This is a genomic window from Actinokineospora sp. NPDC004072 (assembly GCF_053604195.1).
In genome coordinates this window covers 80,887-95,698 of sequence record NZ_JBSGHB010000022.1, presented here as the reverse complement: position 1 = coordinate 95,698, position 14,812 = coordinate 80,887, and the positions used below count along the sequence as shown (strand labels likewise).

Genomic DNA, 14,812 nt, shown 5'->3' with positions numbered 1-14,812 from the left:
GCCATGGGGGCATCTGTTGCATTGGAGACAAACGAGATGAAACACACCAGAGTCAAGCGCGGCCTGATGACGGCCGCAGCCGCCGTGGCCGCGCTTTCCCTGATGGGCACCATGGCTTCCGCCGACACGCCGCCTGCGGCGGTCGTCGGCGCGCAGTCGGTGCCGTTCGGGTTCGGCGCCTACAGCGACGCCCGGCCCTTCGGCGACATCACCAACAACTCCATGGCGATCAACCCCGCCCAGACCATCGCCGTGGTGACGCGGTCCGACGCCCGCAAGCTGGTCGTGGTCAACCTGGCCAGCGGCGACAGGCGGGAGATCCCGGGGTACGCCACTCCGCGCAACATCCTCTTCGCGCCGGACGGCTTGAGCTTCACCGTGTCCGACAGCACGCTCGGAGTGCTGGACCGCATCTCGCTGCTGACCTACACGGTCGTGGAGCGGCTGCCGCTCGGCGTGGGCGTCTTCGGCACCGCGCAGACCGGTGACGGCAAGACGCTGTACGCCAACAACCACGCGTCGGGCACCGTCACCAGGATCGACCTGCACGAGAGGAGGCCTGAGATCGTCCACACCGGATTCCTGGAGCCTCGCCAGGGAATCAAGCTCTCCCGGACCGGCGACCAACTGTTCGTCACCGACTTCCGGGACGACTCGATCAGCATCCTGGACCCCGGCGATTTCGCACTGCGGCACAAGGTCCAGGTCGACGACGTGCGCGGCCTGTCCGTCAGCAACGACGGCAAGTGGGTGTACGCCGCCAGCAGCAGCACCAACACCATCGTCGTCATCAACACCGCGACCGGCGTCCCAGAGCACACGGTTCCGGTCGGCGCGAAGCCCTACGGAGCCGCCCTGTCCCCGGACGGGACGGTTCTGCTCTCCGGCAACAGCGCCGACAACACGCTGACTGTCATCAACCCTGTCGACCGTACGGTGCTGGGCACCGTCATCGGACTCGACGAGCCGCGCCAGGCGATCACGTTCAGGACCGACTCCAAGATCGCATGGGTACTGAACAAGGACCTCACGATCGCCGAGGTGAACATCGAGAACCGCGAGGTCGTCCGGGTTATCTGAGAGCCGTACACGGTCCGGCCCACGTCACCGCCACCCCCCGGTGACGTGGGCTGTCCACGCGCGGTCGCCGATCGTACGGTGCTCGGCGTCTATCCGAGGGTACGGCTACGCCTAACTGTCCGCGTCAACGAGCAAGCAGAAGCGGAGCGTCTGTGATCCACGACCTCACCAGCGTTGCGGCGAGGGCCGGTCGCACGTCATGCCACGGCGAACAGCAGCGCGGCTGTGATCGCCTCGACTCCGAAGTAGAACCAGACCGGGTAGAACCGTGTGGGGGTGTCGGTGAGCCGGGAGACGAGTCTGCCCAGGGCCATTCCTGCGAGGGCGGCCGCGACCGTGACGACCACGCCGGTGCGCAGGTCGTGGAGGAACAGGGCGGTGATGAGGACGGTGGCGATCGCCAGGCCGAAACCGCCGTAGACGGCTCGGATCTCCGATCGGCTCTCCGGGGTGTCGACGGTGATGCCGAAGGGCTTGACGAGGGCCGCTGGAACGGCGAGGGCGTAGAGGCCCATGCCGAGGAAGAACACCGCGGTGAGGACGATGACCGCTGTCGTCACGCTCCCTCCCCGGACCGGCGCGCCAGCTCCGCTCCCGCCCCTGACACCTTGATCAGGCCCATCGCCGCGAGCGACGTCTGGCCGATTCGTCTGATCCGCACGCGTGGAATCATCGGGGGCGTGGACGATGCCCCGCTTCCGGAAACGTGCTGCCCGAGCGACGGGGCCACGATCTGGATCGGGTCCGGTCACGCCGCCTACCTGGGGCCGTCGCTCGACCTCGACCCGCATCTCGGCTCCGTGCACTGCTTCGCCGTCGGCGTCGACGCGCCGTTCCTGCTGCGTGTCGGTGACGATGAACGGACGGTCCGCAGCGCGCTCATTCCGGCCAGAACGCGGCACCAGGTCGTGTCCGAGGGCCAGATGCTGTTCCTCTATCTGGACCCGGACCTCACTGACGAGCGCGTCCGGACCGCGCTGGGCCTGCTCCGCTCGCATCCGTGCCTGAGCGCGCCGCGGGTCGCCGGTGAGGTCGGGCTGTCGACGTCGCGGTTCCTGCACCTGTTCTCGGTGCAGACCGGCACCAGCTTCCGCCGTTACCGGCTGTGGGCGCGGATGCTGCGCGTCGCGGCGGCCGCGGCGCGCGGCGCGGACCTCACCAGGGCGTCGGCGGAGGCCGGGTTCGCCTCGCCGAGCCACTTCAGCGACTCCTTCCACGACATGTTCGGGCTGACCGCGAGCACGGTGCTCACGAGAAATGCCCGAATCGTCATCGACCCGGGATCGGACGGCGCCCCAGCGGGATAACCGCAGAGGTCGGCAGCCTTGAGTGTCCGGCGGGGCGGTACCGAGGGGTGCCCGCGCTCAATCCTCGGCGCGACGCAGCGCTCCAGGTTTGTGCACCGCGTCCTTCCCGCTCTTGTCGCTGCGGACCCGGTACTGCGGGTCCTCCTTGGACGCGCGGACGGTTCGGCCCGCGGCCTCGGTGTCCTCGGTGATCTCCTCCTCGACCTCGCCGACCGCCTTGCCCCCGTGGCTGCTCCACTCCACCTTGTCGCCCTTGCGGAACTTGTCCTCGGCCATGGCACGCTCCTCACCGCTCGTAGAGCGGACCGGATACCACGCCGCCTCACAGCGCATGCTTCGACAGCACCCGCCCGAGAAGCGCTGAAGGCTAGGGGGCGTCCGCTCGTTCCACATCGGCCCTGCGCGGCAGCCCGATCGGGACACGGGTGTCATCCGACCGGCGCGAAGCCCTCCGCCTGGTGAACCCCGCCGCCCGCAGCCGGGCGACGCGGACCAGGGCACCGGCGGCGACCGCGGCGCGGCGGCGGGTGAGAACGGCGGCGCGCGCGGCGAAGACGTCGTGGCCCATCGCGGCGACCCGGTCGAGGATCTCCGAGTAGAGGATCAGCGCGGTCTCGACGCAGGGCCGCGACAGCGGTGCGAGCATCGCGACGCCGGGGCGGGCCTGGGCGTAGACGGCGCGGGTGCGGGCGATCTGGTCGGCGACGGCGCGGCGCACGGGGCGGTCGGCGCGCCCGGCGCGGCGGCACCAGGTCAGGCGGTCCCGGTCGACGGCGAAGGCGGCGAGTTCGTCGGCGGGCAGGTACACGCGACCGCGGTCGAGGTCCTCGGCGACGTCGCGGATGAAGTTGGTGAGTTGGAAGGCCGCGCCGAGGGCGGCGGCCGCCGACGCGGCGTCACCCGGATCGGCGACGGTGCCGAGGACGGGCAGCATCTGCAGGCCGATGACCTCGGCGGAGCCGTGGATGTAGGTGGCGAGCGCGGCGCGGTCGGGGTAGTCGCGCAGGGCGAGGTCCATGCGCATGGAGCGCAGGAAGGCCGCGAACAGGCCGGGGTCGATCGCGTGGCGGTGGATCGTGTCGACGAGGGCGGCGATGACGGGGTGGCCGCTGACGCCTTCGGAGAGGCCCAGGCGCAGGGCGTGCTCGGTGGTGTCGATGTGGGCGGCGACGTCGTCGGGCGTGGCGTCGCCGGGTTCGTCGACGAGGTTGTCGACGTAGCGGGCGAAGGTGTAGAGGGCGTGCACGGCGGGGCGCTGGGCGGGGGTGAGCAGGCGGGTGGCGAGGAAGTAGGTGCGGCCGTGGCGGGCGTTGAGCGCCCGGCAGGCGGTGTACGCGCGGCGCAGCCTGGGGTCGGTGATGCCTGCGGCGTCGAGTTCGCGTCGGGTCACGGGATCCTCCCGGGGATGCCGGTGATGCGGTCGGCGGCCAGGCGGCCGGAGACCAGGGCGGTGGGGACGCCGACGCCGGGCACGGTGCCGGAGCCTGCCAGGACGGCGTTGTCGGTTCGGCGGGGGAAGTTGCCCGGGCGGAACGGCCCGGTCTGGGCGAGGGTGTGGGCGTAGCTGAACGGCGTGCCGTCGACATGGCCCTCAGCGGCCCAGTCGGCAGGCGTGACCACCCGCAGGACGCGCGCGTGGGCGGGCAGGCCGGGCAGCAGGCGCTGCTCGGCGGTGGCCATGACCTCCGCCGCGTAGTCCGCGCCGCGGCGCGCCCAGTCGATGGGCCCGGCGCGCAGGTTGGGCGCGGGGGCCAGCAGGTAGAGCGCGTCGCCGCCCGTCGGGGCCAGAGCGGGGTCGGTGGCGGTCGGCCGGGTGATGAGCAGGGAGGGGTCGCTCATGAGCGCACCCCGGTCGATGATCTCGTCGACGGTGGCGCGCCAGGCGTGCCCGAAGCTGATGGTGTGGTGCGCGGTGTCCCAGGTCCGGTTCGCGCCCACGTGCAGCACCACCGCCGACGGTGCCGCGCGCAACGGCAGCGGGCGGCGGGGAGTGGCGCCGAGCAGTTGGTAGGCGGTGTGCGGTTCGGTGGTGAGCACGACCGCGTCGCAGGGGTAGGAGGCGCCGTCGGTGGTGCGGACGGCGGTGACCCGCCTGCCGGTCTTCTCGACGGCGTCGACGGTGGCGTGGTAGCGGATCTTGACGCCCGCGTCCGCGGCGGCCGCGGCCAGCGCGTCGGGCAGGGCGCGGACATCGCCACGGGGGAAGCGCACCCCGGCGACGGTGTCCATGTAGGCGATGACGGCGTAGAGGGCCAGTGCCCGCCGCGGGGACTGCCCGGCGTAGAGGGACTGGAAGGTGAAGACCCGGCGCAGCCGCTCGTCGCGCAGGAAGCGGCCGACGCGGGCGTCGAGGCGGCCGAACCCGCCGAGGGCGGCGAGCCGGGCGAGGTCGACGCCGAGCAGCGACAGCGGCGAGTCGTGGTTGGCGGCGATGAAGCGGTCGTGCTCGACCCGGTACAGCTCGGTGAGCCAGGCGCGCAGCCTGGTGTAGCCGCGCGCGTCGGCAGGCCCGGCGAAGGCGCGCACCTGCTCGGTCATCGCCTCGGCGTCGGTGTGCACCGGCAGGCTGCTGCCGTCGGCGAAGCGGGCCTCGTACGCCGGGTGCAGCGGCACCAGGTCCAGCCGGGAGGACAGGCTGTCGCCGACGGCGGAAAGGGTCTGCTCGACGATGTCGGGCATGGTGAGCACAGTGGGCCCGGTGTCCAGGCGGTAGCCCGCCGCGTCGAGTCGACCGGCGCGCCCGCCCGGGACACCGGCGCGCTCGAGGACGGTGACCTCCCGGCCGCGACCTGCCAGCTGCAGGGCGGCCGCGAGCCCGGACAGCCCCGCGCCCACGACGACCACCCTGTCGGTGCGCCCGGTGACGGTCCGCATCAGCGGTCGCGGTCGACGCAGGAGCGGGCCAGCCAGGACAACCGCCCTCGGACCGTCGCGGGCAGGACAGCCAACTCCGCGCTCGCCTGGGCGATGCGCAGGTCGATGAGCTGACGGGTGTGCTCGGGAGCCCCGGTCTCGGTGATCACATCGAGGTAGCGGGCCACGTCGGCGTCGCTGAGCACCGGCTGGCGGGCCAGGGCGCGCAGGGCGCGGCGTTGCGCGGGGCGGGCTCGGTCCCGGGCGATCACCAGGACGCTGGTGGCCTTGCCCGCGCGCAGGTCCTCCCCCACCGGCTTGCCGGTCTCCTCGGCCACGCCGAACAGGCCGAGCAGGTCGTCGCGGAGCTGGAACGCCTCGCCCACCGCCGTGCCGTACCGGCCGAGCGCGGCCACCGTCGCCGTCGGGCAGCCGGCGAGCTCGGCGCCCAGCTCCAGCGGGCGGCGCACCGTGTAGTCGCCGGACTTGGCCCGGGCGACGGCGAGCACGTCGGCGAGGCGGGGTTCGCGGCGGGCGTCGTTGACCAGGTCGCGGAACTGCCCGACGGCCAGCTCGGCGCGCAGCGAGTCGTAGCGCGGCCGCGCGCGGGCCAGGGACTCGGCGTCCAGTCCGCTCTCCCGCAGCATCCGGTCGGCCCAGACCAGGCACAGGTCCCCGGCGAGCACCGCGGCCGACTCCCCGAACCGCCGCGCGGACCCGGTCAGCCCGGCGGCGCGGTGCCAGCGGGCGAAGCGCAGGTGCGCCGTCTCCCGCCCGCGCCGGGTCGTCGACTCGTCCATGACGTCGTCCTGCAGCAGGGCGAAGCAGTGCAGCAGTTCCATGCTCGCCGCCGCCCGCACCGCGGCCGGGGACTCGGCCGCGCCGCAGGCCCACCCGGCCATCAGGAACGCCGACCGCAGGAGCTTGCCGCCCGAGGCGAAGTCGATGAGCACCTCAGCCAGCTCGGCGGTGTCCTCGGTGCCGCCGAGTTCCTCGGCGCACCGGTCCCGCACGAAGGCGACCAGATGGTCGGAGACGGCCGTGCGGGTCCGCGCGCGCCACCACGCGGCCGCCGGGTCCTGTCTGAGTGCGCGGGACCGCACTGCGTGCACGAGGATGCCGCCTTTCTCCACCGCGGAGTGGTCAGCCGCCGATGGTGCGGGACGGGTCGATGGGGTGGCCGGTGCTGCCGTGCTCGCGGGCGCGTTCCAACGCCACGGTCTCCTCCGGCGGGTCCGGGGTGAGCATGCTGCCGGGCAGCGGGCGGCCCGCCGCGCCCAGCTTGTTCATCTTCTTGGGCACCGGCGCGGCCTGGTACTCGAGCGCCTTTCCGTCCAGGGGCTGGTGGATCTCGATGTAGCCGCCCTCGGGGAGGCGGCGGATGATCCCGGTCTCGACCCCGTGGGCGAGCACCTCCCGGTCCGAGCGCTGCAGGCCCAGGCAGACGCGGTAGGCGACGTAGTAGGCGATGGGCGGAACCACGAGCAGGCCGATGCGTCCCGCCCAGATGGTGGCGTTGAGCGAGACGTCGAAGGTGAGCGCGATGGTGTCGTTGACGCTGCTCAGCGTCATGATCATGTAGGCGGACAGCGCCATCGCGCCGAGCCCGGTGCGCACGGGCGCGTCCCGGGGCCGCTGGATGAGGTTGTGGTGGGCGGTGTCGCCGGACAGGCGGCGTTCGATCCACGGGTAGCACAAGAGGAGCCCGATGAAGAACGTCAGTCCCCCGACGCCCGCGAAGAACACCGCCGGGACGGTGTAGTCCCCGAGGTACATCTCCCACGGCGGCCAGATGCGCAGGAGCCCGTCGGCCCACATCATGTAGAAGTCCGGCACCGACTGCGCCGAGACCTGGGCGGGGTTGTACGGGCCGAGGTTCCAGATCGGGTTGATCTGGAACAGCCCGGACATCGCCGTCGTCACGCCCGCGACCACGGCGAAGAACGCGCCCGCCTTGAGCGCGAACACCGGCATGATCCGCACCCCGACGACGTTGCGCTCGGTGCGCCGCACGCCGGGGAACTGGGTGTGCTTCTGGTACCACACCAGCGCCAGGTGCACGCCGATGAGCGCGAGCATGATGCCCGGGATGAGGAAGATGTGCAGGGTGTAGAGCCGGGGGATGATCTCATCGCCCGGGAACTCCGAGCCGAACAGCGCCCAGTGCGTCCACGTTCCGATCACCGGAAGGCTGAGCACGATGCCCGACAGCGTCGCCCGGATACCGGTGCCGGAGAGCAGGTCGTCGGGCAGCGAGTAGCCGAAGAACCCCTCGAACATGCCCAGGACCAGCAGCAGCACCCCGATGACCCAGTTCAGCTCCCGAGGACGGCGGAACGCCCCGGTGAAGAAGATCCGGATCATGTGAACGATCATCGCGGCGACGAACAGCAGCGCCGCCCAGTGGTGCACCTGCCGGGCGAGCAGGCCGCCGCGGATGTCGAAGGAGATCTCCAGCGTGCTCTCGTACGCCCGGGACATCTCGACGCCGCGCAGATTCACATACGACCCGTCGTAGACGACCTCCTGCATCGAAGGGTCGAAGAACAGCGCCAGATAGGTGCCGCTGAGCAGCAGCACGATGAACGAGTACAGGGCGATCTCGCCCAGCAGGAACGACCAGTGGGTCGGGAACACCTTGTTGAACTGGTGACGCAGCCCGCCCGCCATCCGATACCGCTGATCGGCCCACCGGGCCGCCGCGCCCGCCGCGCGAGCGGTCGCGGGCGGACGCCTCGTCGCGCTTGGATACCCCATCGCCTGCCTCCGACCCGCCGTCCCGGTCGGGTCTACCCACCCGGGCCGGTGTTGATGCGCTCACCGCCCGACTGCGACCGAAACCGGCCGCGGAACCGTGCGGTGGACGCGCAGGCGGGCACCGTCGCAAGCCGCACACAGGTGGTCGAGTGCATCAGGTCGGTAGCGGGTACCACGCCTGCGACGCGGCGACAGGAGTGGACGAGGATGAACGCAACCAGGCTGTACAGCACCGCGGCCGTCTCCCGGGACGGCGGCCGCGTCGAGGTCGAGGGCGCCGAGCCCGACTCGTTGGCGATCGTCCAACCCGCCGAGCTCGGGGGCAGCGGCGGCGGCTGGGACCCCGAGCGGCTCTACGCCGCCGCCCTCACCACCTGCCTGCACCAGAGCCTGGTCATCGTCGCCTCATCGGGCGGCCATGACACCTCGGGCAGCAGCGTCCGGGCCGAGGTCACCCTCGGCGAGTCCGGCGCGCAGGCGTACGACCTGCAGGCCCGCCTGGTCGTCACACTGCCTAAAGTGGACACTGACGTGCAGCAGCAGCTGGTGGACCAGGCCGTGGGCCACTGTCCCCTGGCGGGCGGCTGGGACGTCTCCCTCGCCTGATCCGACACCCTCAACGCACCGGGAGGCCGGGATGACCGACGACGCCACCACGACGCGCAAGGAGTTCGCCGAGGCGGTGAACATGACCGCCACGCAACTGCGCCACTGGTTGGACACCGAGGACTCCAAGGCGGTGGGGCAGAAGGACGACGGCGGCGAGTCTACCGGCCACGCGTCCGGCCGCCGCATCCTCTCCCTGCTCGACAAGAAGCCCGGCGACCTCACCGACGCCGACCTGGCCCACATGCGCACGGTCGTCGGCTACATCCACCGCCACCTCGCCCAACGTCCGGACGGCGACATCAGCGACACCCGATGGCGTTACTCGCTGATGAACTGGGGCCACGACCCGCTCAAGTGACCTGCGGCACGCGGCTTCCGCCTACCGCCGACGGATAACCCGCCGTCTCCGTCGAATCGCCGCCGCGCACCACCGGTGTCAGCATCAGGGCATGGCCCGTGTCGCATCGCCCTGGTTGCTCGACGGCGGCTCGTCGCCACGCCCGGGGCGGGACCGCCGCGCGGTGCTGCACCCGGCCCACCCGGGCGGTGACCGGGCGGACGGCGACGCGCCACGGGTGGCGGTGGTCGGCGGCGGCATCGCCGGGGTGACGGCCGCCGTCGCGCTGGCCGAACGCGGCGTGCGGGTCCGGCTGTTCGAGCGCCACGCCGAGTTGGGCGGGCGGCTGCGCGGCTGGACGACCGGCCACGGCGCGACCATGACCCGCGGCTTCCACGCGTTCTTCCGCCAGTACTACAACCTGCGCGGCCTGCTGCGCCGCGTCGACCCCGACCTGTCCATGCTCGCCCCGATCGGCGACTACCCGCTGCGTCATATCGACGGCGCGCAGGACACTTTCGTGGGACTGCCCCGCACACCACCGTGGAACGCGGCCGGGTTCATGGCGCGCAGCTCCACGTTCTCCGCACGCGACCTCATGGGCATGAACACGCGCGCGGCCAGCGCGTTGTTCGACGTCAACCTCCCCCGCGTCTACCACGAACTCGACTCGGTCGACGCCGACACCTTCCTGCGCGAGCTGCGTTTCCCGGCCTCCGCGCGGCACCTGGCGTTCGAGGTGTTCTCCCGCAGCTTCTTCGCCCACCCCGGCGCGCTGTCGGCCGCGGAGCTGGCGACGATGTTCCACATCTACTTCCTCGGCTCCAGCGAGGGCCTGCTCTTCGACGTGCCCGACGACCCCTACCCGCACACCCTGTGGAACCCGTTGCACGCCTACCTGCTCTCCCTCGGCGCGGAGGTCCACACCGGAACCGCGGTCGAGCGGATCGGGCGCACCGACGCGGGGTACCGGGTGCGTGCGGGGGCCGAGCACAGCGCGGACGGCGTCGTGCTCGCCACCGATGTCAGCGGCCTGCGGGCCTTGGTCGCCGCGTCCCCCGAGCTCGGGGACCCGCGATGGCGGCGACGCGTCGCGGGACTGGCGTGCGCGCCGCCGTTCCTGGTGACCAGGCTGTGGCTGGACCGCCCGGCGCGGCCGGACCGCCCGGCGTTCCTGGGCACCAGCGGATACCGGCTGCTCGACAACATCAGCCTGGTCGACCTGTTCGAGGGCGAGGCAGGCCGCTGGCGCGCCCGCACCGGCGGGTCGGTCGTCGAACTGCACGCCTACGCCCTGCCCGGGCACACCGACCCCGACCACTGCGCCCAGGCGCTGATTAAAGAGCTGCACACGGTCTACCCGGAGCTGCGCGCCGCGCAGGTGCTGCACCAGCAGCACGTCATGGAAGCGGACTGCCCGCTGTTCGCGCCCGGCACCTTCGCTGAGCGCCCGACGGTCTCCACACCGGACCCGACCCTGGTCGTCGCGGGCGACCTGGTGCGCGTCGACCTGCCGGTCGCGCTGATGGAACGCGCCGCGACCAGCGGTTTCCTCGCCGCGAACACCCTGCTCGCCCGCTGGGACCTGCACGGCCACGACCTGTGGACGGTGCCGAACCGGGGCCGCTGGGCCCTGCTCCGGCGCCGCCCCGGCAGGCGGCCCGCGGTTCCCGCGACGGCGAACGGGTAGCCGGTGGGAGCACCGGACTGCCCGACGCGGCGCCGACCGGTCCGCGGACCGGGGTCGCCGTCACGGGCGCTGGAAAGCCCGGGGCCCCGGATCGGGGCCTCGGGCGCCTCCGGGACCGGTCATCGGGCCGACCGCGCCTGCCGCGCTTAGGGTTCACCCATGCTCAGCCGCATGTCCGTGCGCGCCGTCCCCGGCGTCCGGACGGCGGCGGTCGCGGCGTGGGCGCTGGGCGCGACGGCCATGGTGGCGCAGATCGTGTACTCGATGACCGAGCCCGCGGACCGCACCACCATGACCGTGCTGGCGGTGGTCGCCTTCGCGTCGGCGTCGGTGCTCGACGCCGCGGCCCGCTGCGGGCCACGGGCCGCCGTCGCGCTGGTCGCGGTCGCCGGTGGCGGCGGGCTGGCCGCTGAGGCGGTCGGGGTGCACACGGGTTTCCCGTTCGGCGACTACGCCTACACCGGCTCGCTGGGCCCGGCGCTCGTCGGCGTGCCGGTGCTCGTGCCGCTGGCGTGGATCATGATGGCGTGGCCCGCGGCGCTGGTCGGGCGGGTGTTGGGCCGCGGCTGGCTGGCGGTGCCCGTGGCGGCATGGGCGCTGGCGTCCTGGGACGTGTTCCTCGATCCGCAGATGGTCGACGCGGGCCACTGGGTCTGGGCCGACCCCACGCCCGCGCTGCCCGGGGTCGCGGGGGTGCCGGTGACGAACTTCGCCGGGTGGCTGCTCGTGGCCGCCCTGATCAGCGCGGGCCTTGTGGTGTTCACCCGATCGGATGTCGAGCTGCGGCGTGGCCCGGCGCCGGTGCTGTACCTGTGGACCTACGGGTCATCGGTGTGGGCGCACGCGGCGTTCTTCGACCGGCCCGCGGTGTCGCTGGTCGGCGGGCTGCTCATGGGCGCGGTGGCGGTCCCGTTCGCGGTCGCGCTGTGGCGGGCGCACCGGTGAGCGGGGCGGTGGTGCGCGCGGCGGCGGTCGCGGCGACGCTGTCGTCGGTGCACGCGCTGATCAACGCGCGGTTGCTGCGCAGGCCCTCGGCGAACCCGGGCGAGTGCCCGGAGTCGGTGTCGCTCTTGCTCCCGGTGCGCGACGAGGTCCACCGGGTAGGGCCGTGCCTGCGGTCGCTGCTGGCCCAGCGCGGCGTGGCCGACCTGGAGATCGTGGTGTGCGACGACGGCTCCACCGACGGCACCGCCGCGCTCGTCGCCGAGATCGCCGCCGGGGACCCGCGGGTGCGCCTGATCGGCTCTCCGGGACCGCCCGCTGGCCTGCCGGGCAAGCCGTACGCCTGCGACCTGCTGGCCCGGCACGCCCGCGGTCGGGTGCTGGTGTTCGTCGACGCCGACGTGGAGCTCGCGCCGCACGCCGTGGCCGCCGCGGTGGCGTTGATGCGCGCCCACGGCCTGGACGCGGTGTCGCCGTTCCCCCGTCAGCTGGCCGAGGACGCCGCCACCCGGCTCGTGCAGCCGCTGCTGCAGTGGTCCTGGCTGGTGTTCCTCCCGCTGCGCGCCGCCGAGCGGTCCCCCCGGCCGTCGCTGACCGCGGCGAACGGCCAGTTCCTGGTCATCGACGCGGCCATGCTGGCCCGGTGCGGCGGGTTCGCTGCCGTCGCAGACGCCGTGCTCGACGACATCGCGCTGATGCGGGCGGTCAAGGCCGCGGGCGGGCGGGGCGTGGTCGTCGACGGCAGCACCCTGGCCGCGTGCCGGATGTACCGGGGGTGGGCGCAGGTGAGCGCGGGCTACGAGAAGTCGCTGTGGTCGGCCACCGGGAGCCCGGTCGCCGCCGCCGGGGTCGCGGCGCTGCTGGCCTGGATGTTCCTGGTGCCGCCGCTGGCCGCCGCCACCGGGTCGCGGGCCGGGCTGCTCGGGTACGCCGCCGGGGTGCTCGGGCGGGTCGTCACCGCCCGGGCCAGCGGCGGTCGGGCCTGGCCGGACGCGCTGGCGCACCCGGTGTCGGTGGCGGCGCTGCTGACGCTGCTGGGCAGGTCATGGCGGGCCCGCCGCCGCGGCACGCTGGTGTGGCGGGGCCGAGCCCTGCACGGGAGCCGCTGATGGCCGCCGTCGCCGTCGTCGGGGCGGGCATGGGCGGCTTGGCCGCCGCCGCGCGCCTGGCCCACGCCGGGCACGCGGTGACGGTGTTCGAGTCCGCGCCCACGTACGGCGGCAAGCTCGGCGTCGCCCGGCTCGGGGAGTTCACCTTCGACACCGGGCCGTCGCTGCTCACCCTCCCGCAGGTCTACCGCGACCTGTTCACCGAGACCGGCGGCGACCTCGACGAGCACGTGGACATCGTGCCGGTCGACCCGCTGTGCCACTACCGGTTCCCCGACGGCTCCGTGCTCGACCTGCCGCACGCCGAGCACGAGGTCGCCCCCGCCCTGGCCGCCGCGCTCGGCCCCGGCGCGGGCGAGCAGTGGACCCGGCTCATGGGGCGGGGGCGGCGGCTGTGGGACCTGGTCGGCGAACCCGTGCTGCACCGACCGCTCAACGGGGTGCCGGACCTGCTGCGCCACAGCAGGAACGTGCGCGACCTGCTGGCCATCGCCCCATGGCGCACGCTGCGCGGCGCCGGGCGCGGCCTCGCCGACCCGCGGCTGCGGATGCTGCTGGACCGCTACGCCACCTACACCGGCTCCGATCCCCGCCGGGTGCCCGCGCTGATGACCGTCGTGCCCTACATCGAGCAGCACCACGGCGGCTGGTACGTCCGAGGCGGCCTGCGCCGCCTCGCCGACGCCCTGCACGCCCACTGCCGCGAGCTGGGCGCGCGATTCCACTTCGCGGCGCCGGTCACCGGGATCGACACCGACGGCCGAGGCGTCAGCGGGCTGCGGGTGGCGGGCGAATCCGTGCCCGCCGACATCGTCGTCTCCGACGCCGACGCGCACCATCTGCACCGCGACCTGCTCTCCGACCCGCGCGCCGCGCGCGCCCGCCGCGCGCTGGCCCGCACCCAGCCATCGCTGTCGGGGTTCGTGCTGCTCCTCGCCCTCCGCGGCATTACAACGCCGCGACGCCACCACCGGGTGCTGTTCCCGGCCGACTACGACGCCGAGTTCGACGCCGTCTTCGGCCCGCGGCCGCGCCCGGTCGACGACCCGACCGTCTACGTCTGCTCCCCCGACGACCCCAGCACGGCCCCACCTGGCTGCGAGGCGTGGTTCGTGCTGGTCAACGCCCCTCGCCACGGCGCGGTCGACTGGGACGCCCCCGGTCTGGCCCACGACTACGCCGAGAAGGTGCTGGCCGTGCTCGCCGCCCGCGGCCTCGACGTGCGCGCCCGCGTCGCGCACCGTGCGATCCGCACCCCGGCGGACTGGGAACGCGACACCGGCTCGGTCGGCGGCTCGCTCTACGGGCCCTCGTCCAACGGCGCCCGCGCGGCCCTGCTGCGCCCGGCCAACCGCAGCCGCGTGCCCGGGCTGTTCCTGGTCGGCGGCTCCGCTCATCCCGGCGGCGGACTACCCCTGGTCGCCCTGTCCGCCGCGATCGTCGCCCGCCTGATCGGCCCGGCCTAGCTCCCGCCGGATCCCCGCCACCAACTGCGCCCCGCCCACCACCGCGATGCCCACCCACAGCCACAACGTCACCATCGGCCACGCCCACCCGGTGCCCGGCGCGCCTGCTGGCGCGACCCCGGTGCCCAGGCAGGTCACCGCCACCAGGATCACCCGGGTCGGGCGCTCGGCGACGGTGATCGCGCCCGCCGAGCCCATCCCGGCCCCCTGGGCACGGGCGCGGGCGTACTCGTGCAGCAGCACCGCGGCCGCCACCACCACCGCCAGTCGCGCGTCGCCGCCGAGCACCACCAGCACCGCGATCAGGCACAGGTCCGCGAGCCGATCGGCCACGGCGTCGACCACCGCACCCAGCGGCCGAGCCCGCCCGGTCCGCAGCGCCACCGCCCCATCGATCCCGTCCAGCAGGCCCGACACGAGCACCAGTGCCAGCGCCGCCCAGGTCCAGCCCAGCGCGGCGACGGCCACCGCGCAGGCGGCCGCGGCCACCCCCGCCGCCGAGAGCGCGTCCGGCGCCACCGGCAGCACCGGGCGGGCGAGCACGTGCACCAACCGGATCCACCCGACCGCCAACCGGTTGCCGGAGACGTTCACGCCGTGCAGGCGCTCCCAGCCGCGCACCGGGTCCATCCGATCCTCGGCCATCGGTCACCCCCGCCGGT

Annotated in this window: 15 protein-coding genes; 8 read left to right on the top strand and 7 right to left on the bottom strand. The window is 73.5% G+C overall.

Going from position 1 to position 14,812, the window contains the following annotated elements:
- Positions 1-36 precede the first annotated feature (36 nt).
- Positions 37-1,080 carry a YncE family protein gene (locus ACWEPX_RS28075; protein ID WP_451900254.1) on the top strand — a complete coding sequence of 348 codons (1,044 nt, stop codon included), beginning with the start codon at positions 37-39 and terminating at the stop codon, positions 1,078-1,080.
- A gap of 197 nt (positions 1,081-1,277) precedes the next feature.
- Here ACWEPX_RS28075 and ACWEPX_RS28070 read toward each other — a convergent pair whose 3' ends face one another.
- Complete coding sequence (locus ACWEPX_RS28070) at positions 1,278-1,640, bottom strand: DUF4345 family protein (protein WP_451900253.1); 363 nt, start codon at positions 1,638-1,640, stop codon at positions 1,278-1,280.
- A 48-nt stretch (positions 1,641-1,688) separates the two neighbouring features.
- Between ACWEPX_RS28070 and ACWEPX_RS28065 the strand changes: the two genes are divergently transcribed.
- On the top strand, positions 1,689-2,387 hold the full coding sequence (locus tag ACWEPX_RS28065; RefSeq protein ID WP_451900252.1) for a helix-turn-helix domain-containing protein: 699 nt from the start codon (positions 1,689-1,691) through the stop codon (positions 2,385-2,387).
- A 57-nt stretch (positions 2,388-2,444) separates the two neighbouring features.
- Here the strand turns inward: ACWEPX_RS28065 and ACWEPX_RS28060 are convergent, their stop codons facing one another.
- From ACWEPX_RS28060 to qcrB, 5 genes are all read right to left on the bottom strand, one after another.
- Positions 2,445-2,663 (bottom strand): hypervirulence associated TUDOR domain-containing protein, encoded by a 219-nt coding sequence (locus ACWEPX_RS28060; RefSeq protein WP_189213651.1) that lies wholly within the window; start codon positions 2,661-2,663, stop codon positions 2,445-2,447.
- Between the two features lie 91 nt (positions 2,664-2,754).
- Positions 2,755-3,777: a phytoene/squalene synthase family protein gene (locus ACWEPX_RS28055; protein WP_451900251.1), complete on the bottom strand. Its 1,023-nt coding sequence runs from the start codon at positions 3,775-3,777 to the stop codon at positions 2,755-2,757.
- A complete protein-coding gene (gene crtI, locus ACWEPX_RS28050; protein WP_451900250.1) occupies positions 3,774-5,261 on the bottom strand; it encodes a phytoene desaturase family protein in 1,488 nt (495 codons plus the stop codon). Before crtI ends, ACWEPX_RS28055 begins: the two co-directional genes overlap by 4 nt.
- A complete protein-coding gene (locus ACWEPX_RS28045) occupies positions 5,261-6,253 on the bottom strand; it encodes a polyprenyl synthetase family protein (protein WP_451900249.1) in 993 nt (330 codons plus the stop codon). The genes crtI and ACWEPX_RS28045 overlap by 1 nt, the downstream gene beginning before the upstream one ends.
- Before the next feature lie 130 nt (positions 6,254-6,383).
- Positions 6,384-7,997: a cytochrome bc1 complex cytochrome b subunit gene (qcrB, locus tag ACWEPX_RS28040; protein ID WP_451900248.1), complete on the bottom strand. Its 1,614-nt coding sequence runs from the start codon at positions 7,995-7,997 to the stop codon at positions 6,384-6,386.
- 207 nt (positions 7,998-8,204) lie between these two features.
- Here qcrB and ACWEPX_RS28035 point away from each other — a divergent pair, with 207 nt between their 5' ends.
- The 6 genes from ACWEPX_RS28035 (at position 8,205) to ACWEPX_RS28010 (ending at position 14,150) form a co-directional block, all read left to right on the top strand.
- A complete protein-coding gene (locus ACWEPX_RS28035; protein ID WP_451900247.1) occupies positions 8,205-8,603 on the top strand; it encodes an OsmC family protein in 399 nt (132 codons plus the stop codon).
- A 31-nt stretch (positions 8,604-8,634) separates the two neighbouring features.
- Positions 8,635-8,964 carry a DUF3140 domain-containing protein gene (locus tag ACWEPX_RS28030; RefSeq protein WP_451900246.1) on the top strand — a complete coding sequence of 110 codons (330 nt, stop codon included), beginning with the start codon at positions 8,635-8,637 and terminating at the stop codon, positions 8,962-8,964.
- Positions 8,965-9,055: 91 nt separating this feature from the next.
- Positions 9,056-10,633: an FAD-dependent oxidoreductase gene (locus tag ACWEPX_RS28025; RefSeq protein WP_451900245.1), complete on the top strand. Its 1,578-nt coding sequence runs from the start codon at positions 9,056-9,058 to the stop codon at positions 10,631-10,633.
- Positions 10,634-10,792: 159 nt separating this feature from the next.
- A complete protein-coding gene (locus ACWEPX_RS28020) occupies positions 10,793-11,578 on the top strand; it encodes a carotenoid biosynthesis protein (protein ID WP_451900244.1) in 786 nt (261 codons plus the stop codon).
- A complete protein-coding gene (locus tag ACWEPX_RS28015; RefSeq protein ID WP_451900243.1) occupies positions 11,575-12,684 on the top strand; it encodes a glycosyltransferase in 1,110 nt (369 codons plus the stop codon). The genes ACWEPX_RS28020 and ACWEPX_RS28015 overlap by 4 nt, the downstream gene beginning before the upstream one ends.
- A complete protein-coding gene (locus tag ACWEPX_RS28010; protein WP_451900242.1) occupies positions 12,684-14,150 on the top strand; it encodes a phytoene desaturase family protein in 1,467 nt (488 codons plus the stop codon). The genes ACWEPX_RS28015 and ACWEPX_RS28010 overlap by 1 nt, the downstream gene beginning before the upstream one ends.
- Here ACWEPX_RS28010 and ACWEPX_RS28005 read toward each other — a convergent pair.
- On the bottom strand, positions 14,094-14,795 hold the full coding sequence (locus tag ACWEPX_RS28005; protein ID WP_451900241.1) for a CDP-alcohol phosphatidyltransferase family protein: 702 nt from the start codon (positions 14,793-14,795) through the stop codon (positions 14,094-14,096). The two genes, ACWEPX_RS28010 and ACWEPX_RS28005, sit on opposite strands and share 57 nt — an antisense overlap.
- Positions 14,796-14,812: the final 17 nt, after the last annotated feature.

Bases quoted from the DNA above. Each gene is read 5' to 3' on its own strand.
- ACWEPX_RS28075 (WP_451900254.1), top strand. From the start codon at position 37: ATGAAACACACCAGAGTCAAGCGCGGCCTGATGACGGCCGCAGCCGCC.
- ACWEPX_RS28060 (WP_189213651.1), bottom strand. From the start codon at position 2,663: ATGGCCGAGGACAAGTTCCGCAAGGGCGACAAGGTGGAGTGGAGCAGC.
- crtI (WP_451900250.1), bottom strand. From the start codon at position 5,261: ATGCGGACCGTCACCGGGCGCACCGACAGGGTGGTCGTCGTGGGCGCG.
- qcrB (WP_451900248.1), bottom strand. From the start codon at position 7,997: ATGGGGTATCCAAGCGCGACGAGGCGTCCGCCCGCGACCGCTCGCGCG.
- ACWEPX_RS28035 (WP_451900247.1), top strand. From the start codon at position 8,205: ATGAACGCAACCAGGCTGTACAGCACCGCGGCCGTCTCCCGGGACGGC.
- ACWEPX_RS28030 (WP_451900246.1), top strand. From the start codon at position 8,635: ATGACCGACGACGCCACCACGACGCGCAAGGAGTTCGCCGAGGCGGTG.
- ACWEPX_RS28025 (WP_451900245.1), top strand. From the start codon at position 9,056: ATGGCCCGTGTCGCATCGCCCTGGTTGCTCGACGGCGGCTCGTCGCCA.
- ACWEPX_RS28020 (WP_451900244.1), top strand. From the start codon at position 10,793: ATGCTCAGCCGCATGTCCGTGCGCGCCGTCCCCGGCGTCCGGACGGCG.
- ACWEPX_RS28010 (WP_451900242.1), top strand. From the start codon at position 12,684: ATGGCCGCCGTCGCCGTCGTCGGGGCGGGCATGGGCGGCTTGGCCGCC.
- ACWEPX_RS28005 (WP_451900241.1), bottom strand. From the start codon at position 14,795: ATGGCCGAGGATCGGATGGACCCGGTGCGCGGCTGGGAGCGCCTGCAC.